The 21,224-nt window shown below is 65.7% G+C and carries 14 protein-coding genes; 6 read left to right on the plus strand and 8 right to left on the minus strand.

The window, feature by feature from the left end:
* From V3572_RS00195 to V3572_RS00205, 3 genes are all read left to right on the plus strand, one after another.
* Positions 1 to 996 carry a radical SAM protein gene (locus V3572_RS00195; RefSeq protein WP_332108945.1) on the plus strand — a complete coding sequence of 332 codons (996 nt, stop codon included), beginning with the start codon at positions 1 to 3 and terminating at the stop codon, positions 994 to 996.
* Positions 993 to 3,680 carry a molybdopterin-dependent oxidoreductase gene (locus tag V3572_RS00200; RefSeq protein WP_332108946.1) on the plus strand — a complete coding sequence of 896 codons (2,688 nt, stop codon included), beginning with the start codon at positions 993 to 995 and terminating at the stop codon, positions 3,678 to 3,680. The genes V3572_RS00195 and V3572_RS00200 overlap by 4 nt, the downstream gene beginning before the upstream one ends.
* Positions 3,681 to 4,009: 329 nt before the next feature.
* A complete protein-coding gene (locus tag V3572_RS00205) occupies positions 4,010 to 6,979 on the plus strand; it encodes a PAS domain S-box protein (protein WP_332108947.1) in 2,970 nt (989 codons plus the stop codon).
* Positions 6,980 to 7,004: 25 nt separating this feature from the next.
* On the opposite strand, the gene proB is transcribed toward V3572_RS00205, so the two are convergent.
* From proB to V3572_RS00240, 7 genes are all read right to left on the minus strand, one after another.
* The gene (gene proB / locus V3572_RS00210; RefSeq protein WP_332108948.1) at positions 7,005 to 8,156 is read right to left on the minus strand and encodes a glutamate 5-kinase; all 1,152 of its coding nucleotides are present in this window, start codon (positions 8,154 to 8,156) and stop codon (positions 7,005 to 7,007) included.
* 75 nt (positions 8,157 to 8,231) lie between these two features.
* Positions 8,232 to 8,450 (minus strand): hypothetical protein, encoded by a 219-nt coding sequence (locus V3572_RS00215; protein WP_332108949.1) that lies wholly within the window; start codon positions 8,448 to 8,450, stop codon positions 8,232 to 8,234.
* Positions 8,451 to 8,654: 204 nt separating this feature from the next.
* Entirely contained in the window at positions 8,655 to 10,007 is a 1,353-nt protein-coding gene (locus V3572_RS00220; protein ID WP_332108950.1) for a tetratricopeptide repeat protein, read from the minus strand.
* A gap of 62 nt (positions 10,008 to 10,069) precedes the next feature.
* Entirely contained in the window at positions 10,070 to 11,287 is a 1,218-nt protein-coding gene (locus V3572_RS00225; protein ID WP_332108951.1) for an HD domain-containing phosphohydrolase, read from the minus strand.
* Positions 11,288 to 11,390: 103 nt separating this feature from the next.
* Positions 11,391 to 13,034 carry a PAS domain-containing protein gene (locus V3572_RS00230; RefSeq protein WP_332108952.1) on the minus strand — a complete coding sequence of 548 codons (1,644 nt, stop codon included), beginning with the start codon at positions 13,032 to 13,034 and terminating at the stop codon, positions 11,391 to 11,393.
* On the minus strand, positions 13,031 to 13,897 hold the full coding sequence (locus V3572_RS00235; RefSeq protein ID WP_332108953.1) for a tetratricopeptide repeat protein: 867 nt from the start codon (positions 13,895 to 13,897) through the stop codon (positions 13,031 to 13,033). The genes V3572_RS00230 and V3572_RS00235 overlap by 4 nt, the downstream gene beginning before the upstream one ends.
* The gene (locus tag V3572_RS00240) at positions 13,890 to 15,086 is read right to left on the minus strand and encodes an HD domain-containing phosphohydrolase (protein WP_332108954.1); all 1,197 of its coding nucleotides are present in this window, start codon (positions 15,084 to 15,086) and stop codon (positions 13,890 to 13,892) included. The genes V3572_RS00235 and V3572_RS00240 overlap by 8 nt, the downstream gene beginning before the upstream one ends.
* Positions 15,087 to 15,611: 525 nt before the next feature.
* Here V3572_RS00240 and V3572_RS00245 point away from each other — a divergent pair.
* From V3572_RS00245 to V3572_RS00255, 3 genes are all read left to right on the plus strand, one after another.
* Entirely contained in the window at positions 15,612 to 16,298 is a 687-nt protein-coding gene (locus V3572_RS00245) for a flagellar brake protein (RefSeq protein WP_332108955.1), read from the plus strand.
* A gap of 63 nt (positions 16,299 to 16,361) precedes the next feature.
* On the plus strand, positions 16,362 to 17,612 hold the full coding sequence (locus V3572_RS00250; RefSeq protein ID WP_332108956.1) for an HDOD domain-containing protein: 1,251 nt from the start codon (positions 16,362 to 16,364) through the stop codon (positions 17,610 to 17,612).
* A complete protein-coding gene (locus V3572_RS00255) occupies positions 17,609 to 19,987 on the plus strand; it encodes a bifunctional diguanylate cyclase/phosphodiesterase (protein WP_332108957.1) in 2,379 nt (792 codons plus the stop codon). Before V3572_RS00250 ends, V3572_RS00255 begins: the two co-directional genes overlap by 4 nt.
* Here the strand turns inward: V3572_RS00255 and V3572_RS00260 are convergent.
* Positions 19,971 to 21,149, minus strand: coding sequence for a glycosyltransferase (locus tag V3572_RS00260; protein ID WP_332108958.1), 1,179 nt, complete (start codon positions 21,147 to 21,149; stop codon positions 19,971 to 19,973). The two genes, V3572_RS00255 and V3572_RS00260, sit on opposite strands and share 17 nt — an antisense overlap.
* Positions 21,150 to 21,224: the final 75 nt, after the last annotated feature.

The raw sequence follows: 21,224 nt of genomic DNA on the forward strand, positions 1-21,224 counted from the left end.
ATGATCAAGATATTCGTCACCTATCGCTGCAATCTGGCCTGTCCCTACTGCTTCGCCACGCGGATGCGGCAGGAATACCCAGGGGACATGACCCGGGAGACGTTCGCCAGGCTTCTTCCGTGGATGCGCGGGGCCGGGCTCCCGGCGGCGGCCTTCATCGGCGGCGAACCGACCCTGCATCCGGAACTGCCGGAGATGATCGCGGCCACCGTGGCCGCAGGCATCCCGGCGGCGCTTTTCACCAACGGCCTGTTCCCCGTCTCCCTGGCGGATCGCCTCGCCCCCCTGGTCGCAAACTTCGTGGTCAACTACAACGACCCAGCCGGCTATGCCCCGGCCCAGGCCGCCATGCTCCACGCCACCCTGACCCGGCTGCGCCAGCTCGGGGCCAGGGTGGCCTTCTCCAAAAATTTCTCACGCACAGGCCTGGACTACGGCTATCTGCTTGACGCCCTGGACCGCTACGGCGTGACCACCGTGCGCTACGACATCTCCCGCCCGAACCACGACGCGGACAACGACCACTTCACCCTGGACGACACCCGGCAGATCATGTCCCATGCGGCCTCCTTCGTGAAGGCCTGCGAGGCCCGGGGGGTGCGCACGGGACTGGATTGCAGCGTACGCCTGTGCGACCTGTGCGACGAGGATCGGCGTTACCTGGAGCGGGTCTCCATGAAGTTTTCCGGGGTCTGCCACCCCTGCGCGGACGTGCATCCCGATCTGTCCGCCTCCTATTGCCTGCCCATGCGCGGCATCAGCGTTCCCGACGTGACGGCCTTTGCCGACCATGCCGCCCTCATGTGGCGACTGGCCGAGGCGGCGCGGCCCATCCGGCTTGCCAACGTCTCGGCGGCATGTTTCGAATGCAAGGACTTCATGCGGCGCTGCCAGGGCGGCTGCATGGCCCTGAAGCGAACCGCCTCCCCCGCAACCGGGGAGGGCGAGGCGGGCGGCGCCCGACAGGCCGCCCCGGCGGAGGCCGGAAATCCATGAGCGACGTCAAGACCGTCATCACCACCTGCACGAGGGATTGCCCCAACGCCTGCGGCCTGTTGGCCACCGTGGACGGCGGCCGACTGACCGGGCTGGCCGGGAATCCTGCCCACCCGCTGACCCGGGGCGTGACCTGCGTCAAGGCCGCCCGCTACGTCAAACGGGTCTACGGCCCGGAACGCATCACCCACCCCATGCTCCGGGTCAATGGCCGGTGGGTCCGCACGGGTTGGGACGAGGTGCTGGATCTGGTGGCCGAACGCCTGAAGACTTACGCTTCAGAGTCCGGAACTGAGTCTATTCTGTATTACCAAGGGTATGGCGAAAGGACGGCGCTTAAGCTCCTCAATAAGTATTTCTTCAACCTTTTCGGAGGAGTGACCACCCTGCGCGGCTCCCTGTGCGGCGGCGCCGGACAGGCCTCCCAGAACCTGGACCTGGGCGAACGCATCTCCCACGATCCCCTGGACCATTACCACAGCCAGGCCATGATCCTGTGGGGCAGAAACCCCGTGTCCACCAACATCAGCCTCACGGCCATCACCCGGGACATCCGCAAACGCGGCGGCACGGTCCTGCTCATCGACCCCATGCGCAGCAAGTCGGCGGTCCTGGCCGACCACCACATCGCCCCCCGGCCGGGCGGCGACGTCTTCCTGGCCATGGCCGCCGCCAAGCTGGTGCTGGCCGCCGGGGCCGGGGACCGGGAGTTTTTGGCCCGTCATGCCGTGGGCGTGGAGGCCTACCTGGAGATTTTGTCGGGCTTTTCCGTGGACGACCTGTGCCGCCGGGCCGGGGTGTCCCGGGGGGAGGTTGAGCTTCTGGCCGAGACGCTCATGGCCAAGAAACCCGCCTCCATCCTGCTCGGCTGGGGCCTGCACCGCCATGAATACGCCCACTACGGCATCCGGGCCATCGACGCCCTGGGGGCCATCTGCGGCAACCTGGGCGTGCCCGGCGGCGGGGTGAGCCAGGGCTTCGAGGAATACGGGCCCTACGACCAACGCCTGTGGGGCGACGGCCTCAATCCGCCGCGCCGCACCCTGCTGTTGCCGGTCATCGGCCGGGAGATCCTGGCGGCCAAAGACCCGGCCATTCGCATGATCTACGTCACGGCGGCCAACCCCCTGTGCATGGCCCCCAACACCTCCTTGGTGGCCGCCGCCTTCCGCAAGGCCGAGTTCGTGGTCTATTCCGGCCATTACATGGACGACACCTCCGATTTCGCCCACGTCTTTCTGCCCGCCACGACCTTCCTGGAAGAGACCGACGTCATGGCCAGCTACGGGCACAACTATGTGGGACCGGTCAATCCGGCCATCGCGCCTGTGGGCGAATGCAAATCGGAATTTCGCATGTTTTACGAGCTGGCGGCGCGCTTCCCCTTTGCGAACAGCTTCCGCAAAAGCGAGGACGCCTGGCTGCGCGAGCTATGCGCCCCGGTGTGGGAGCAGGGCGGCGACCCGGACACCCTCAAAAAGGGGCACTTGCGCCTAAACGCCCCCATGGTCCCCTATGCGGACAAGGTCTTCCCCACGCCGTCGGGAAAGTTCCAGTTCCTGACCGCGTTCGATCCGTCCCACATTCCCGAACCCGACCCGGCCTATCCCTACCGGTTCTTGACCATCGCCCCCCACGGCTACATCTGCTCCGAACGGACCATGGCCGACCACGAGCCCCTGCCCGTGGTCCGGCTGGCCGCCTCCGAGGCCGCCCGGCGGGGCCTGGCCGACGGCATGCCGGTCATGGTGAAAAGCCCGCATGGCGAGGCCATGGCCACGTTGCGTGCGGAAGCAGGACTGCGGCCGGACATCCTGGCGGCCGACCGGGGAGGCTGGACCAAGGCCGGGCACGGCCTCAACCGCCTGACCCGGGATATGGCCAGCCGGGTGGGCGACGGCACGCCGTATTACGAAACGGCCGTGACCGTGCATCCTGTTTCGGATGACGTATCCATGGGGCGGCGCATCCTGGTGGTGCAACACAGCGACCGGGCCCCGGGCGGGGATTTCGTCAAGGGCTTGGCCCGGCTGGGCGCGATCCTGACCACGGTCGCCCCGGCCGAGGGACAGGGGCTTCCTCCGTCTCCCGAGGGGTTCGACGCCCTGGTGGTCCTGGGGGGGCCGCAGCATGCGTTCGACGACGCGGCGTCGCCCCATTTCCCGGCCCTGCTGACGCTCATGCGGGCCTTTGCGGCCGAAAAACGTCCCGTGGCCGGCATCTGCCTGGGGGCGCAGCTTTTGGCCCGGGCACATGGCGGCAGACCATGGCCCATGGGTCGGCTGGAATTCGGGTTCACGCCGCTTGCGGCCACCGCCGACGGGCGGGTCGATCCCGTGCTTGGGCCCGCCCTGCCCCTGCCCCGGCTCATGGAGTTTCACGAGGACACCTTCGACCTGCCCCCGGGGGCCGTGGCCCTGGTCGCCGGGCAGGACTGCCCCAACCAATGCTTCCGGGTCGGGGCCGCCTCCTATGGCTTCCAGTTCCACCTGGAGGTCGATTCGGTGATCGCCAGCAACTGGATCGCTCTGTTCCGACAGGGGGGCATCGACACCTACGCCCCCTACCGGGAGGCCTACGGCGAGGCCTATTTCGCCGAGCTTGCCGCCGATCTGCCCGTTTTGGCGGCCGAGTCCCAGGAGTTCTGCCGCCGGGTGGTCCGCAACTGGCTGGCCCTGGCCTGAGACGCCGCTCCCCCGTCCCCGTCCAATTCCCAGGCCCGGGCAGGCATCCGTGTGCGCCCGGGGCCGCCCGTTTCAGCGTCGGCCCCGCGCTTTTGCAACAATGCGCCAAAGCGACGCTTCTGCTCAAAATGCCCCTGGCGTCAATCTCTTGTCCGCCCCTGCCCTCCTGGCAAACCCCGGCCCCGATACATTCCTGATCACGCAACATCGTCGCCAAGGCTTAAAAAACATGCTGTGAAAGACATCACTGACCCGAAAAATTGGCAAACTCCGCTTGGCGTGTTAGGTGTCGAACAACCCAACCGGTCATCGCCAAAACCAGGATCGCCATGCCAACCACCATCTCGCTTATACAGAACATCGCCCTGCTTCTGATCGGGGCGCTTCTGTTCGAGGCCCTGATGCAAGGACCGCGCGGGAAATCGAAAGGTCTGCTCCGACAGCTCGCCCTGGGGGCGGGGCTGGGCGTCTTGGGCCTGGTGGTCATGCTCACGCCCTGGACCTTTTCCCCGGGCGTGGTTTTCGACACCCGCTCGGTCCTGGTCAGCATCTCGGGCCTTTTTTTCGGCGCCGTGCCCACCCTGACGGCCATGGCCGTGACCGCCGCCTTCCGGCTCTCCCAGGGCGGGATCGGGGCCTGGACAGGGGTGTTCGTGATCCTGGCTTCCGGGCTCATTGGAATCGCCTGGCGGCATCTGCGCGGGCGGCCCCAGGAATACCGGCGTCCGTTCCGGGAACTGTTCCTTTTCGGCCTGGCCGTTCACATCGCCATGCTGGCCCTGATGCTGACGCTTCCCTGGGACACCGCCCTCTCCGTCCTGTCCCGCATCTCGCTTCCGGTGCTGGCGATCTATCCCCTGGGCACGGCGCTTTTCGGCCTCATGATCGTCAAAAGGATGCGAGGCGAACAGGCACGGGCCGATCTGAAGACCAGCGAGGGCAGCTATCGCCTGCTGGTGGAAACCGCCAACGAGGGGATCTGGTCCATGGACGCCACCCATGCGACCACCTTCGTCAACGAGAGCATGGCCAACATGCTGGGATATACGTCGCAGGACATGCTGGGACGGAAGGTTGAGGACTTTTTCTTTGTCGAGGACATGGCGGCCCACGCCCAACGCATGCAGCGGCGGCACGCCGGGATCGACGAGATCTACGAACGCCGCTTTCGGCGCAAGGACGGCTCCGCACTGTGGACCCTGGTGGCCGCAAAGGTGCTCAAGGACGACACCGGCCGGTTCGTCGGCTCCTTCGCCATGTTCACGGACATCACCGAACGCAAGCGCGCCGAACAGGACTTGAAAAACGAGTCCGCCCGCCGCCGCGCCTTGATGGACACCAGCAACGACGGAATCGTGGTCATCAATGCAGAGCATCAGGTCGTGGACGTGAACCGGCGCTTTGCCGACATGCTGGGATGCGGCGTCGACGACGTGATGCACATGCACACCTGGGATTGGGAAGCCTGTCAGACCGAGGAAGACATCCGCGCCAATTTTGCGGATTTGACGCGCTTAAACAGCGTGTTCGAAAGCCGCCACCGGCGCCGGGACGGATCGGAATACGACGTGGAGATCAGCGCATGCGGGGCCTTGGTGGCCGGTGACCCCCTGGTGTTATGCCTGTGCCGGGACATCACCGAGCGCAAGCGGATGGAAGACGTGTTGCGGTTTCTGGCCCAAACCGGCAGCGGGCCCGCCAGCGAGCCGTTTTTCCACGCCCTGGCCAGGTATCTGGCCCAGAACCTGGGCATGGACTTCGTCTGCATCGACCGTCTCGAAGGGGAAGGATTGACCGCCCGGACGGTAGCCGTCTGGTGCGACGGCCATTTCGAGGACAATGTGGCGTATGCCCTCAAAGACACGCCCTGCGGCGAGGTGGCGGGCAAAATGGTCTGCTGCTTCCCCGCCAACGTGCGTCGACTTTTCCCGCACGACCATGTGCTTACGGAACTGCGGGCGGAAAGCTATGTCGGCGTGACCCTGTTCGGGCACACCGGGCAGCCCATCGGCCTGATCGCGGTTATCGGGCGCAGCCCCCTGGCGAACCGCGCATTGGCCGAGTCGACCCTGAAACTGGCGGCCGTCCGGGCCGCCGGAGAGATGGAGCGCCTGGACGACGAAGCGGCGCTACGCCAGGCCAAAGAGCAGGCCGAGGCCGCCAGCCAGGCCAAGTCCGAATTCCTGGCCAACATGAGCCACGAGATCCGAACCCCCCTCAACGGCGTTCTGGGCATGCTCCAGCTCATAAAGACCACGCCCCTGGACGCCGAGCAGGAGGGATATGCCGACATGGCCATCCAATCCAGCCAGCGGTTGACCCGGCTGCTCTCGGACATCCTGGATCTCTCCCGGATCGAGGCGGGACGGCTGGCTATCCAGGCCGAACCCTTCAGCCTGTCCGGGGCGATCTTCGCGGTGGAGCAGTTGTTCCTGCCTGCCGCACGCCAGACCGGCGTCTCTTTCCTGGTCCGCATCGACCCGGCCCTCCCCGACCGCCTGATCGGCGACACCCTGCGTCTCCAACAGGTGCTCAACAACTTTGTGGGCAACGCCTTCAAGTTCACATCCTCCGGCAGCGTGACCGTGGAGGCCTCGCGGCTGCCGTTTTCGCCCCCCGGCCGCTGCCGCATCCTGTTCGCGGTGTCGGACACCGGGTGCGGCATTCCCGAAGACAAGCTTGAGAGCTTGTTCACGCCCTTCATCCAGGCCAGCGCGGGATTCACCCGGACCCACCAGGGCGCAGGGCTGGGCCTGTCCATCTGCAAGCACCTCGTGCGCCTCATGGGCGGCGACATCGCCCTGGACAGCACGGTCGGCGAGGGGACCACCATGTATCTCACCATGCCCTTCGCCGTGGCGGCCCCCCTCCCCGCCCCGGAACAGCCGGGCCCGGAGGACATGTCGTTTCTCCACGGCCTGCGGGTGCTGCTGGCCGACGACGATCAGACCGGCTGTCTCGCCGTCAAGCGGCAGTTGGAGCTCGCCGGGGCCGCCGTGCATGTGGTCGGCGACGGCCGACAGGCCCTGGACGCCCTGCGCCGGGAACCCTTCGACATGGTGCTCATGGACATCCAGATGCCGGTCATGGACGGGTTGGAGGCCACCCGGGCCATCCGCGGCGGCGAGGTCGGCGAGGAGGTGAAGCGCCTCCCCGTCGTCGCCCTGACCGCCTATGCCATGCCCGGCGACAAGGAGCATTTTCTCATGGCCGGGATGGACGGATATGTGACCAAGCCCCACACGATTGAAGCGCTTGCCCGGGTGATGGCGGAGGTGCTGGGGCAGACGCCCCGCTGAGACGCTTTTTGGCCGACGCCCGGCCCTAGATGGCCGCCCCGAGCACCATGTTGTCGCGGTGGACGGCCTCGGGATAGGAGGCCTGCCCGAGCACCTGGGCGATGCGGTTGCTGCGCAGGCCCATGATTTTCAACAGGTCCGCCGCGCCGTAGTTGGACAGCCCCACCCCCACGGCCTCGCCGTCGGCCAGGACGATGCGCACCGGCGCGCCCACCCCGAAATCCCCGCTCACGTCCACGATCCCGGCCGGAAGCAGGCTCTTGCCGCCTTCGCGCAAGGCCCGGGCCGCGCCTGCGTCGATGACGATGTCGCCCTTGGGGTCCAGGTTGTAGGCCAGCCAGTATTTGCGCCGGGAGATGGCCTTTTTCTCCGGGGCCACCCAGGTGCCGATCTCCTCCCCGGCAAAGGCCCGGACCATGGCCCCGGGTTCGCGGCCGCACAGGATCAGGGTCGGCGTGCACAACTGGGCCACGCGCTTGGCCGAGAGGAGCTTGGAATGCATGCCGCCGGTGCCCAGCAGGGTCTTTTGGCCGCACATGGCCGCGATATCCAGGGAACCGATGTCCGGAATGCAGGCCATGGGCGGGGCGTCCGGGGCCTCCTCGGGATTTTGCGCGAACACCCCCCGGGCCGAGGTCAGGTTCACGAAGAGATCCGCCCCGATCACCCCCACCAACAGACCGGCCAGACAGTCGTTGTCCCCGTAGACCAGTTCCTGCACGGCCACGGAATCGTTCTCGTTCAAAATGGGGATGACTCCGAAATCGAACAGGGTGCGCAGGGTGTTGCGCAGGTTGAGGTAGCGTTCGCGCGACTCCAGGTCGTCGCGGGTCAAAAGCACCTGGGCCGCCGCCCGGCCGTGCAAGGCGAATTCCTGGTCGTAGGCGTGGATCAGACGGCTTTGCCCGATGGCCGAGGCCGCCTGGCGATGCGGCACCAGGGAGGGGTTGTAGTGGGAGCTGATGACCCCGCGCCCGGCGGCCACCGCGCCGCTTGAGACCATGAGCACGTCGCGGCCCTCGCCCGAAAGCGCCGCCACCTGCCGGGCCAGGTCGGCCACCACGGCCTGGTCCACTCCGCCCTGTCCGGCCAGCACCGCGCTGCCCACCTTGACCACCACCCGCCGGGCCTCGGCCATCACCCGGCGGCGCTGCTCCCGCCAATCCGTATCGTCCATGACGCGCGTGTCCTTGACCATGTTTTCGGGGATGTCGTGTTTTGGGAAAAAAGATGGCGCGGGCCTGGCCCGGCGTCAGGCCTCGGCGTCCGCCACCCGGCCCGTGGAGAGTTCTCCGGGCGCGGCCACGCCGCCGGAGGCCGCAGGTTGGGGCGCCATGCGCCGACTTTCGGCCAAAACGCCCGATCCGGACGCCTCGACCCGGGCCACATCGGCCTGGACCGAGGCCCGGACCTTCTCCAAAAGCGGCACGAAGCCGTAGGTCTCGGGGAAAAGGGGCAGGGGTTCGCTCATGGCCGCCGCATCTCCTGGACAGGGTCGGGTTACGCCGCCATCCGGCGCACGGGGGCAATGGTAGCGTCTTGGCGGCCTACGGGCAAGTGGCCGGGGCACGGTTAAGACGTCCCTTGAAAAACGCCCCCCGCATCTTTCTAAAAATACGCCTGCATCCGGCCTGGCGCGCTCACTGTCGGGACTGACCGGCTTGGGACGCGCCCGTCAGGACAGACTCTCCAGAAGCTTTTTGGCGGGCTCGTAGCCAGGGTCCAGGTCCAAGGCCATGCCCAGGTATTTCTTGGCCTCCACGGGCATTCTGACCCGGTGCAGGGCCATGGCGATGTTGTATCCCACCGATGGCGATTGCAGCACGATGGCCCCGTCGGCCTGCACGGCCTTTTGAAATGCCTCCGAGGCCTTGTCGTAGACCCGGCCATCGGCATAGGCCACCCCGATGTTGTAATACAGCCCGGCGTCGCCCGGGGCTAGGTTCAGGGCCTTGACATAGTTGTCAACGGCCTCGCTCCATTTCCCCTGCTTGCGCAGCACGATGCCCCGGTTGTTGAACATCCACAGGTCGTCGCGGGTCAACTCCAGGCCCTTGGCCTCGATGGCCTCGGTCATGTAGGCCAGGGCCAGTTCCTCGTCCTTCTCGCCGATCTTGCGGGCGATCTCCATGAGCGACTCGCTGACCATGTCCGCCGCCACCTTGCCCACCACCTTCTTGGCCTGCTCGAAATAGTCCCGGGCCTTGTCGGTCTCGTCGCGGGCAAGGTAGGTTTCCCCGATCTCCACCTTGCGTTCGAAGTTCAGCGGCGAGAGGACGTCGAGCTTGTTTAAAAAAAACAGCTTTTTGTCCGTGTTGCCGGTCTGCGAATTCAGGTCCACGAGCTTTTTTAGGGGCTCGATGAAGAGTTTTTCGCTCTTGTAGGCCTTGAGGTAGTGGACCTCGGCCTCCTTGTGGTTGCCCCGGCGCAGCTCCAGGTCGCCCATGAGCAGATGCCCCTTGAGGCTGTCCGGCTTGATCTCGAAGATGCGCCCCGCCAGGGTCTCGGCGTCGGCCAGCTCCCCGCTCTCCATGAGGGCGGCGCACCGGTCCATGAGCACCCCGAGCTGGGTGTTGGGACGGATGGCGAAGGCCGCCTTCTCGATGATGGCGTTGGCCGAGATGGGTTTGGTGATGAAGCTGTCCGCGCCCACCTCGTGGGCCAGGATGATCTCTTCCCGGGAGGTCTCGCTGCTGACCACGATGATCTTGGTCTTGTCGGCGTAGAAGTTCTTGAGCACCTTGACGGTCTTGATGCAGGACGCCTTGTGCATGCGGCGTTCCAGGAAGACGAGCAGCGGCACGGCGATCTTCTCGGCCAGTTTCCCGGCCAGGGTGACCACGTCGTCGTATTCCTGGACTTCCCGGCAGACACTGCGGACATCCTGCTTGAGTTGGGAGATGGTGAAACGCAACGCCTTGACGAAGGCCTCGTCGTCACTGCACACCAACACCACTCCGCCCTCGTTGAAGTAGTCCAGAATGATCTTCTCGTATCTCTTGGCAGTCTGATCGGTCTTTAAACGCATCACGGCGCCCATGGCCCCCCCGGCTCGAAAATTTCAGGCGCGGTACGCGCCAGGAAGCCGCCTCAATCCTCCGCAGCGCGGCGTTCCCGCCGCAACAGCTCCATAAGCTCCGGCTCCAGCCTAAAAAGCGTACTCTCGGCCTCGGGCGAGACATACACCGCCACGGCCTCGGGAAGGCCCTCCCCGGCCTGGGCGATCCTGGCGACCAGATCATGGTCCACGACGGTTCCGGCCGCCGCCGCCAGCTCCCCGCCAAGGCGCAAGTCGTCGGCCAGGACCATGCCCGGCACGACCTCCCCGGGCGGCGCCGTCGTGCGGGTGAAACCTTCCCGGGCCTGGGCCAGGGTGGCGAAGGCCTCGAAAATGCGGGGGTCGTACCAGCCCGTGCGCCCGCGCATGGCCGCCAGGGCCTGGGCCTTGGTGCGCCCCGAAGAGATCAACGTATCGTAATCCAGGGCCACCTTCAGAAGCCTGGCCCCCAGGGGGATGTCCTGGCCGCTCGGGCCGCCCGGGGGAGGCCCGGAGCCGTCATACCGCTTTTCCTGGTGGCGGATGACCCCGGCCACCTCGTTGAGGCGGGGAATGTTCATCAACAGATCCCCGGCGATCCTCGGGTGCTGGTCGAAAAGCCGTTGCCTGCGCGGGTCGAGCTCCCCGGTTTGCAGCATGTCCGAAAGCATCCGCTCGGGCAGGGCGGCGCAGCCGATCTGGGAGAGCATGACCGCCAGCTCCAGCCGCCAGGGCTCCGGGATGCCGAGATATCCCGCCACGTCCAGGACGATGCGCTTGACCCGCACGGATCGCCCATGGGCCTTGGCGTTGAGCAGGGCCAGAAGATCCGTGAGCACTTTGATGGTGCCGCGCAGCGTCCCTTTGAGAAAGGTCCGCTCCGCCGTGACCAACCCGTACTGCTCGATGGCGGCGGTCAGGGCGGCGTCGAGCTCCTCCTCGGCGCAGGGCTTGGCCAGGAAGCGGAACACATGGCCGGTGTTCACGGCGTCCATGGCCGACCGGATGTCGGCATAGCCGGTGAGCATGATCCGCACTGTGTCGGGACAACTCTTGCGCAGCCTGGAGAAAAATTCCACCCCGTCCAGGCCCGGCATCCGCAGATCCGACACCACCACGGCATAGGGCCCGTTTTCGGCCACGGCCTCCAGACCCCGCACCGGCCCCAGAGCCATGTCCAGGTCGTATTTTTTGCGCAAAGCCCGGCCATAGGAGGCCAGTGTTTCGGGGTCGTCGTCGACGAATAAAATCCTGCGTCCGCTGGGGGGCACACGCACTCCTTTGTCCCGGCGGGAACATCTGGCAGGGCTCGTCCGATTCGCCGCGCGGCTGGCCGGACAGGCCACGTTGATCACATGGACGCAGGGGCGGGGATCAGCCGCTTGCCCCGGCGTCTTTGCCTTGCGGGCCGTCGATGGGCAGCCGGACGGTGAACACGGTTCCCTGCCCCGGCGTGGTTTCGAAAAAGATGTCTCCCCCATGCCGTTCTACCACGGCGTAGGCTAAAGACAAGCCCTGACCGGTTCCCTTGCCCACATCCTTGGTGGTGAAAAAGGGATCGAAGACCCGGCCGCGCGCCGATTCGGGGATGCCCGGCCCGGTGTCGGCCACGGCGACCGCCACGGATGCGCCTTCGCGGGCCGTCCGGGCGGTGATGGTCCCGAGGAGGCCGGTTTTGTCCCCGCGCGTCTCCTCCATGGCCTGGGCCGCATTCAGGATCAGGTTCAAAAACACCTGCCCGATCTCCTGGGGCAGCCCGCACACCGGCGGCAACTCGGGGTCCAGCTCCATGACCAGGCTGGCCGTCTCCTTCCATTCGTTGCGACTGACCAGAAGGGCGTCCTTGACGGCGGCGTTGATGTCGAAAAAGGTCTTTTCCCCGCCGCCGGGGTGGGAGAACTGGCGCATGGCCCGCACGATGTCCGCCACCTGGCGGATGCCCTTGCGGCTGTTGGCCACGGCGGCCGGAATCTCTGCGGCCAGATAGTCCAGATCGGCCTCGCGTTCGGCCTCCTCCAGGGTCCGGCGCAGGCCCGGAGGCAGGCTGTCGCCGTGCTTGTCTCCGGCCTGGCCCAGGGCGGCGAAGGCCTGCCGGTAGGCCTCCACCAGGCGCAGGAGATCGGTGAAGGCCCCCTCCAGGAACCCGGCGTTGTAGCTTACGTACTGGATGGGGGTGTTGATCTCGTGGGCGATGCCCGCAGCCAGGCGGCCGATGGACTGCATCTTGATCTCGTGGCTGGCCATGGCCTCGCGGACCTTGATCCCGGTGATGTCCCGGCCAAGGATGAGCACGCCCGGGGGCTGGCCCTCGGGGGAGGAGACGGGGTTGGCCGTCAGCCCTAAAAAACGCTCCTGCTCGGCCGTGCGCAGCCGAATCTCGTCCACCCGCACCGCCTCCCCCGTGCGACGGCAGGTCTCGATGGCCTCCCGCACGGGCTCCCAGTCCCAGCCGATGTCCAGATCGAAAAGCAGCCCCCCCAGGGCCTGGCGTCCGGAAAGCCCCAAAAGCTCCGCCGCAGCCCGGTTCCAGCGGGTGACGGCGCCCTCGCCGTCGAGGCTGATCATGATGGACCCGATGGAGCCCAAAAGCAGTTCGATGTCCTGGTTGGCCTGGCGCAACTCGCGCTCGGCGGCCTTGCGCACGCTGACGTCCCGAGCGAACAGCAGCACCCCGCCGCGCCCGTCGTCCACCCTCGGCAAACGCGTGGCCGAAAGCTCCAGATATCGCGACCCGCCCCCGGGAAGCGGCACGGTCAGCTCCTTCATGCGGCAGGCCTGTCCCGTGAGAACCATGTCCGCCGGACAGTCCTCGCACATGCAGCCCTTTGCGGACAAAACCTCCCGACAGGACCGTCCCACGGGATCGCCGCCGCCCGCAAACCATCCGGCCATGGCCCGGTTCATGCGCAGGACCACCAGATCGGCGGAAAGGATGCACAACCCGTCCGGCACGACATCGAAGACCCTGGCCAGGGAAGCGTCGAGTCCGTCGACATGGGCGCCGATGTGCCCAGTCATGGCGCAAGCCCGGAATTGTCGGGCTCCTCCAGATCCAGGTCCATGTTCCCGGATTCCATCTCCCCCTCGCCCGGCACAGGGCCGCCGCGTTCGAGAACGGCAAGAAAGTCCCTGGCCTGCTCGAAGTCCGGGTTGTTCACCAGGGCCTTTTCCAAAAGCCTTCTGGCCTGCTTTCCCTGGCCTTTTTCGTAAAACGTCCGGGCGATGTTGTAGAGCAGATGCTCATCCTCGCGCTTCAGGAGCTTGGCCGCCCGGTTGTAAAATTTCAGCGCCTGGGCATACATGCCGTTTTTGCGCAGCCGGATGCCGAACTCGTTGAACAGATGCTTGTGTTCTTCGTCGAAGGCCCCGTCCAGGGTCACCACCCGGCGGAAGACGATGTCGGCGTTGTCCGTCTCGCCCCGGGCCAGATAGGTGAGCCCCAGGCCGAAGGTGCCCCGGATGTGCTCTTCGTCCAGACGCAGGGCGTTTTTGTATTCGAATTCGGCGGAAATGAGTTCCCCGTTGACCCGGTGGTCGTCGGCCTTCTCCACGCTCTCCTCGACTTGGCGCATGGCCGGGAGCACCTTGTTCAGATAGACGTCGGGCTCGGGAAGAAAATCCTTGAGCAAGACGTCCTTGGTGATCCACCGGGACTTGCCCACGGGCACGAAGTGCTTGTTGAGCTCCCGCACGCACAGGGAGCCGTCGGGCTCTTCCTCCACAAAGGCATAGATGTGCTGCTTGACCTTGCGCTTGGTGGCCCCGAACCCGATGACCCCCTTGGTCTGGGTGGAAAACACCCCCTTGATGGCGTCCGAAACCGGTCGGGTCGGCGTTGCGGCGGTATTCCCCTCGGAGGGGGGCGACTGGGCGTCAAGCATCCAGAAGCTCCGCGAATTCCAGTTTGTCGCGCGGCGGCACGAGAACCCGGACGCTCACGTCCTGTCGGCCTCCAAGCGCCCCCCGCAATTTTTTGATGGCCATGGCCCCAAGCTCCTGCCCCTTGCTCAAAAGCACCTCTCCCGAAAGATCCAGGACTTCCTGATCCAGGAGCATTCCCGGCCTGAGCTGGCTGACGAACAGATGGGCCCGCTCGTACCCGTCAGGAAAATTGATCATGGACTCCAGGGCGTCGAGCACCGCCGGGTCGTACCAGCCGCGGCGGCCGCGCATGCGTTCCAGGGCTTTTTGGGCCGGTTCCTCGAATTTCCCCGAGGCCGAAGCCATGCGCTCCAGGGTGTCGAAGTCCAGGGAGGCCTTGAGCAGCCTGGCCCCCTGGGGAATGGCCTCCCCCTTCACGTCTCCCGGAGGCAAGCCTCCGCCGTCGTAGCGTTTTTCCTGGTAGGACACGATCTCCGCCACCTCCTTGAGGCGGGGGATGTTGGCGATGAGATCCGCGGCGACCTTGGGGTGCATGGCGAACTCGAAGGCGAAATTTCCGGTCAAGGGCTGGCCTTGATAGGCCTTGCGCAGGATGTCGCGCGGCAGGGCCGCGCATCCGATCTGGGAGAGCATGGCCGCCAGCTCCAGCCGCCACGGGTCGGCGAGTCCCATGTATTGGGCCAGGTCCATGACCAACCGTTTCACCCGGGAGGACTTCCCGAAGGCCTCGGGGTTGACCATGGCCATGAGGTCGGTGAGCAGCCGGATGGTGCCGCGCACGGTGCCGCGCAAGAGTTCCTTTTCCGCCACAACCAGCTGGTATTGGCGAAACCCGGCCGCAACCGCCGCCTCCAGGGCGTCCTCGGGGCAGGGCTTGGTCAGGAAGCTGAACACCTTGCTGGCGTTGACGGCCGCCACGGCCGCCGTCACGTCGGCGTATCCCGTGAGCATGATCCGCACGGTCTCGGGACTTTTCTGGCGCACGTTCTCCAGAAAGGCCACCCCGTCCATCCCGGGCATGCGCAGGTCCGAAACGATCACCGCGAAACGCATGGCGTCGTCAAGCGCAGCCAATCCCTCGGCAGGCCCTCCCGCAGTCATGACCTCGTATTTTTTCCGAAAGATGCGTCGGTAGGAAGCCAGCATTTCCGGGTCATCATCAACGAAAAGGACGCGAGACTTGTCCATATGCTCTCCAAAAACACCCCGCCGGAGGCCACGAAGCCGGGATCGGCCAAGCTCTCTGCCTAGTCGATTTTACCCCACCGCACAAGGGGGGTGGCGGCATGGAAAACTCGCCATTCTTGATGAACTCCCTCCTGGATTGACATGTTCATGCCGAATCTCTATATTATAATTTCATCATAAAAGTCTTGCCGTATTCATCCTCACCTTCTTTGCCAAGTCTCTCCAGGCGACAGTTGATTCTGTTTTTTAGATCACCTTAGACTGCATGGGGCAGCCCCTGCCATCTCGAAATAACGATATTTTTTGCATAGTTATTCATTCTGCATCACCATGGCCGCACATTGAAACACTGTTTCGGACGTTGACAGAGGCACATGGTTGTTTTCAACACGGCCCTGTTGACCGTTTTTGACGACGGCGCGTTGGCGATGTCCTGTGACGGCCTGCCGAGGCCAAGAAACGGCGACGGCCAAGGGCGAGTGATGTCGGCAGAAAACGGAACACCCCGGGCAACAGGAGAACAGGATGGACCAGACCACCGCCCACCCGCCCTCCGTGCAGCGATCCCCCGGCATCCAGGTGGAATTGCGGGCGGAAATGCCCGTGGTGCTGCAAATCCCCCGGGACGGCGCCAAGTATTCCAGCAAGATCGTCGGGGTTGAGCCCTACAGGTACATCATCGCCAAAATGCCCCTGGCCCCCGGCATCCGAACGATGATTTTCCCCGGCCAGGGGCTCACCCTCAAATCCGAATGCGACGGGATCATCTACGGGTTCGATACCGAGATCCTCCACGCGATTCTCAAGCCCGCAGCGCTCTTGCTTTTGGCCTATCCCATGAGCACGGAAAAAATCGAGTTGCGCCGCCACAAGCGGCTGTCCTGCCTGCTTCCCGTGCGGCTCGAGAACCCCTTTGCCCACACCCTGGCCTTCATGGTGGACATCAGCCTCGGCGGCTGCCGTCTGGTGGTCGACAAAAACGACGTCGGCGGGGTACTCAACGTCATGGCCGGGGACAAGGTGACCATCCTCACCCTGAAAGAGGTGTTCGGCGATGAGGGGTTGCGCGCGACCATCGCCAACACCGCGCAAAAAAACCACAAAGCCTTTTTCGGGGCGGCCTTTGTGGAGGATGATCCCGATCACGGAAAGCGGATTGAAGCCTTCCTCGACCGCGTCGCCACCATCATCAAGGATCAAAAGGGCGCCTAACCCCGGACGGGACTTGCGCGTTTCGGGCGACAACCGGCTAACCCGCACGAGGTCTTACGCCCCATGGGTCTGCTCCATATCGAACATGTCAAACCCGGCATGATCCTGGCCGCCGATCTGCGCACCCCCCTGGGACGGTTCATCCTGCCCAAGGGGGCGCCCCTGACCGAGGACTGCCTGCGATCCTGCAAGATGTGGGGGGTGGCGGCGGCCGAGATCGAGGGCGTCACCAGGCTTCAGGCCGAACGCCAGGCCTTGGCGGCCATCCCCCAGAACACCCTGACGATTCTAAAAAACCGCACCCGGGCCCTGTTTTCCGGATGCGACGCCAGCCACCCGGCCATGCGCGAACTGGCCCGCCTGCATCTGCAACGCCACGCCATGGCCAGCCTGCACGGACGGGAGCCCGCCGAACGCCCCACGCGCCAGCCCCCCGCCGGAACAGGCCACGGACAGCGGCCCGCCACGCCGCCTCCCATGGCCGACATCGTGCGCAAAGGGGACCAGCTTTTTTCCCTGCCCGCCATCTTCAACAAGATCCTTGAGGTCATCCGCGATCCCAAAAGCTCTGCCGCGTTCATCGCCGAAACCATCGGCAAGGATCCGAACCTCTCGGCCAAACTGCTCAAGCTGGTCAACTCCAGTTATTACGGCTTTCCCGAGCGCGTGGGCAGCCTTAGCCGGGCGGTGATGATCGTGGGCTCCAGCCGTCTGACCAGCATGGCCGTGGGCATCCTGACCATGACCCTGTTCAAAAAAATTCCCAAACGGCTTATGGATGTGGCCTCCTTCTGGCGCCACGGCCTGGCCTGCGGCGTGGCGGCCCGGCTTGTGGCCGCGCGCCGCAGGGACATGGAGGAGGAGCCGCTTTTCGTGGCCGGCCTGTTGCATGACATGGGGCGCATGGCCTATGTGGCCCAACAGCCCGAGCTTACGTTCGCAGCCCTGTTCGAGGCCCAGTCCAGAGGCGTCCCGCCCTTTGTCGTGGAGTCGGAGATATGGGGATTCGACCATGCCGCCCTCGGCGGGGCCATGCTTTCCGCCTGGAAATTCCCCGAGCGGCTGATCCGCGCCGTGGCCCATCACCATCAGCCTGCGACAGCGGAACCCGACCTTGAGGCATCCCTGGTGCATGTGGCCGACATCATCGCCCACGCCATGGACCACGGCGGCGGCCAGGGATTCCCGGTCCCCCCCCTCTCGGCGGAGGCCTTCACGGCCACGGGACTTCTCCCGGACGACCTGTCCTCCATCGTGGTCCAGGCCCAAAGCCAGCTTGACGACATCACCCGCATTTTCATCGAGGAACCATGAAATACGACGCCCCCCTCCCCGATCCGGACGACGCAGCGCTTCTGGCCAAACGCCTGTCCCATCTGGAAGCGGTCTACAACACCACCCTCGACGCCCTGACCACGGCGGCGGCCCTGGGCGAGTATCACATCGGACTGACCACCGTGGACTCCCCCGTCCCCATCCTTGAGGAAACCGAACGCAAGGCGCGCGGGCTCGTGCGTTTTGCAGCGGTCTCGTTTTATCTGGTGGACGAGGCCACGGGGCAGTTCTACCCGGCCCGGCAATCCCCCCCGCAGGCGGCCGGAACCGTCGCCGCCCTCATGGACACGCTGGTGGAGGACCGGTCCATCGCCTGGTGCCTAAGCCGCAAAAAGCCGGTCCTCAAGAGCACCGGCGGCCATCGCCTGATCCTGCACCCCATGGCCACCACCGCCCGCATCCGGGGATTTTTCCTGGGGATCCTCGACCAAGACCCCAAGTCCATCCCCGAGACCACCCTGGCGTTTCTGTCCATCGTCATGCAATACGCCGCAGGCGCTCTGGAAAGCTTCGAACTCTACCGCCTGATCCGGGCCACCAACCGCACCCTGGAGCACAAGGTGGAGGAACTCACGGCCGCCCGGGCCAGCCTGGAGGCCGAGGTGGCCGAACGCAAGGAGGTGGAACGCAAGCTGGCGCGATCCCGGGACTTTCACCTGACCCTTTTCGAGAAATTTCCGGTCATGATCTGGCGTTGCGGCGTCAGCGGCGAACACGACTATTTCAACACCACCTGGCTCACCTTCTTCGGACGCCCCCTTGAGGAGGAGCTGGGACGGGGCTTTACCCGCTGCATCCATCCCGAAGACCGCGAACAGGCCGAGGCCGTCTTTGCCACGGCCTGCGCCGCCAGGTCGGCCTTCGAGCGGGAACTCCGGATCAAAACCGCCGCCGGGGAATATCGCTGGATCTCGGACCACGGACGGCCGTTTTACGACCTGGACGGCGAATTCGGGGGGTACATCGGGGCCGCCAGCGACATCACCGACCGCAAGCGCATGGAGACGGAACTGCGCTACCAGGCCTTGCACGATCCCCTGACCAACCTGCCCAACCGCAGCCTGCTCATGGACCGCATCAGCCGGGCCCAGGAGCGCGCCCAGCGCCGCCCCGAATCCCGGTTCGCCCTGGTGTTCATCGACCTGGACCGGTTCAAGGTCATTAACGACAGCCTGGGGCATCTGGTGGGGGACAAGCTCCTGGCCTCCTGCGGGGCCCGGCTCAACGAGGCCGTGCGGGGCCTGGACACCCTGGCCAGGTTCGGCGGCGACGAATTCATCGTGCTTTTGGAGGAGATCGTGTCCCTGGGCGAGGCCATAAAGATCGTCAAGCGCATCCGGGACCGGCTCAAGTTCCCCTTCGTCATCGAGGACAAGGAACTGTGGGTCACGGCCAGCTTCGGCATCGTGCTCGGCGGGCCGCGCCCCATGCGGGCCGAGGAACTTCTGCGCAACGCCAACATCGCCATGTACGACGCCAAAAAACTCGGACGCAACCGGTTCAAGGTCTTCTCGGACAAGATGCTGGCCGCGGCCATGTCCTGGATGAACCTGGAAAACGAACTGCGCACGGGGCTTGTGAACGAGGAATTCCACCTACTGTATCAGCCCATCGTGGACGCCGTCGATTACCGGCTGCTGGGATTCGAGGCCCTTTTGCGCTGGCGGCATCCGTCCCGGGGGGTGCTCGGCCCGTCGGAATTCATCCACATCGCCGAGGAGAGCGGCCAGATCGTGGAGATCGGGCATCAGGCCCTGCGTCTGGCCTGCCAGACCATGGCCGCCTGGAGGGAGCAACTCGCCCCGGCCAGGGATCTGACCATGTCCGTCAACCTGTCCTGCAAGCAATTCCGGCAGTCGGACATGGCCGAACGGATCCTGGAGGCGCTCACGGAGTCCGGCCTGCCGCCCTCCCGGCTCAAGCTCGAAATCACCGAGTCGGCCATCATGGAGAACGCCAAAAACGCCCTGACGGTCTTAAACAAGCTCAAGGCCTCCGGCATCCTCATCGCCATCGACGACTTCGGCACCGGTTATTCGTCCCTGTCGTATCTCCAGACCTTTCCCGTGGACGTGCTGAAAATCGACCGCATGTTCATCGCCGGGATCGGCCGCAACAAGGAGGCCAGCGACATCGTGCAGTCCGTGGTGGCCCTGGCCAAGAGCCTGGGGTTGCATGTGGTGGCCGAGGGCGTGGAGGAGGAGGGGCAGGCGGCCGCGCTCAAGGAACTGCGCTGCGACAGCATCCAGGGGTTCTATTTCTTCCCGCCCCTGCCCGAGGCCGAGGCGCTGGCCCTGATGCGCCGGTTGGACGGCGACGCCAGGGGGTTCGCCCGGCTCATCCCTTCCGGATGATCCGCCGCACCCGGCCCGAAAAGGACACCTCGTAGGCGATGTCCCGCCAGACCATGGTCCGGGTGAACAGCGTTCGCCCCATGCACCAGCCGACCATGGGAAAGACCATGGCGAACCCCGCCAGAAAGGCCGCCCGGGGGATGGGACGCGGGGACAGGCCCCGGAAAAAAAGCCCCAGCCCGGCCAACCCGGCCACAAAAGCGGCCGAGGCCAGCGTCAGCCCCGCCGGGAAAAGGCCCGCCAGCCCTCCGAGCAGGACCAGCCCGGCCGCGACCGGGACCAGGGACAGGGCCAGGGCCGCCGGGATCGCCGGGAGCCAGGTCCCGGGCATGCAGAATTTCAGATAGAGGAGTTGCCGGGTCAGCCAGTCGCTCCACCGGGACAGGCTCATGGCGGCAAGGGGCGTGGAAAGGACCGCCGCCCCGGCCACGGGACGACAGACCACGCCTTTTTTGCGCAGCATGGCGGCCATGGAGCAGTCGTCCACGATGCTCTCGGCCCACAGCCCGGCCACCCCAAAGCGTTCGAAGGCCTCCCGGGTCAGGGCCATGGCCCCGCCCCATGGCTGGGTGACGGCCCGGATGGATTGCAGCATGTGCAGCGCAAGGCAGGTGACGAACATGCCCACCACCCCGGGGGCGTCGGAGAGGGGCTCGACGCGGTGGAAGCCGCTGGCCAGGACCGCCTCGCCCCGAGTCAGCGGCGCGGCCAGGGTGGCGGCGAAATCCGGCCGGGCCAGGTGGGTGCTGTCGCCAAACAGGTAGATGTCGGGCCGCTGCCTCAGGCCTTGCAAAAAGGCGACGCCAGCCAGCAGGTTGTGATTTTTCTGGCCGCACCGCGTGGCCAGCCCGGCCGTGACCCGAAACACCCGGCCAGAACCCTCTCCGATCAGCCCCTCCACCAGAGGCACGGCCGGGTCGTCGTCCGTGGCCGTGGCGAAAACCACGATCAGCCCCGGATAGTCCTGGCGCACCAGGGTGGCCAGGGCCTCGCGCACCCCCGGGGCGTCTCCGGTGACGGGCACCACCAGGGCCGCCCGGGGAAACACGTCCGGGCGCGGTCCCGACCCGGGAACGCCGCGCACATGGTTGCGCCCCAAAACGACCAGGGTCGCCAGTCCGGCCAGGATCAGGGCCATGGCGCCGACAAAAAGCGCGGTCACGGCGGGGATTAACCGTTGGGCGGGGCTCGGGCTCTCCGTGAGCCTGCGCATCGTCAACCAGCTCGGCGGCGAGAT

It is taken from the genome of Desulfolutivibrio sp. (genome assembly GCF_036584575.1).
Taxonomy (GTDB): domain Bacteria; phylum Desulfobacterota; class Desulfovibrionia; order Desulfovibrionales; family Desulfovibrionaceae; genus Desulfolutivibrio.

Bases quoted from the DNA above. Each gene is read 5' to 3' on its own strand.
- V3572_RS00195 (WP_332108945.1), top strand. From the start codon at position 1: ATGATCAAGATATTCGTCACCTATCGCTGCAATCTGGCCTGTCCCTAC.
- V3572_RS00200 (WP_332108946.1), top strand. From the start codon at position 993: ATGAGCGACGTCAAGACCGTCATCACCACCTGCACGAGGGATTGCCCC.
- V3572_RS00205 (WP_332108947.1), top strand. From the start codon at position 4,010: ATGCCAACCACCATCTCGCTTATACAGAACATCGCCCTGCTTCTGATC.
- proB (WP_332108948.1), bottom strand. From the start codon at position 8,156: ATGGACGATACGGATTGGCGGGAGCAGCGCCGCCGGGTGATGGCCGAG.
- V3572_RS00215 (WP_332108949.1), bottom strand. From the start codon at position 8,450: ATGAGCGAACCCCTGCCCCTTTTCCCCGAGACCTACGGCTTCGTGCCG.
- V3572_RS00220 (WP_332108950.1), bottom strand. From the start codon at position 10,007: ATGCGTTTAAAGACCGATCAGACTGCCAAGAGATACGAGAAGATCATT.
- V3572_RS00230 (WP_332108952.1), bottom strand. From the start codon at position 13,034: ATGACTGGGCACATCGGCGCCCATGTCGACGGACTCGACGCTTCCCTG.
- V3572_RS00235 (WP_332108953.1), bottom strand. From the start codon at position 13,897: ATGCTTGACGCCCAGTCGCCCCCCTCCGAGGGGAATACCGCCGCAACG.
- V3572_RS00240 (WP_332108954.1), bottom strand. From the start codon at position 15,086: ATGGACAAGTCTCGCGTCCTTTTCGTTGATGATGACCCGGAAATGCTG.
- V3572_RS00245 (WP_332108955.1), top strand. From the start codon at position 15,612: ATGGACCAGACCACCGCCCACCCGCCCTCCGTGCAGCGATCCCCCGGC.
- V3572_RS00250 (WP_332108956.1), top strand. From the start codon at position 16,362: ATGGGTCTGCTCCATATCGAACATGTCAAACCCGGCATGATCCTGGCC.
- V3572_RS00255 (WP_332108957.1), top strand. From the start codon at position 17,609: ATGAAATACGACGCCCCCCTCCCCGATCCGGACGACGCAGCGCTTCTG.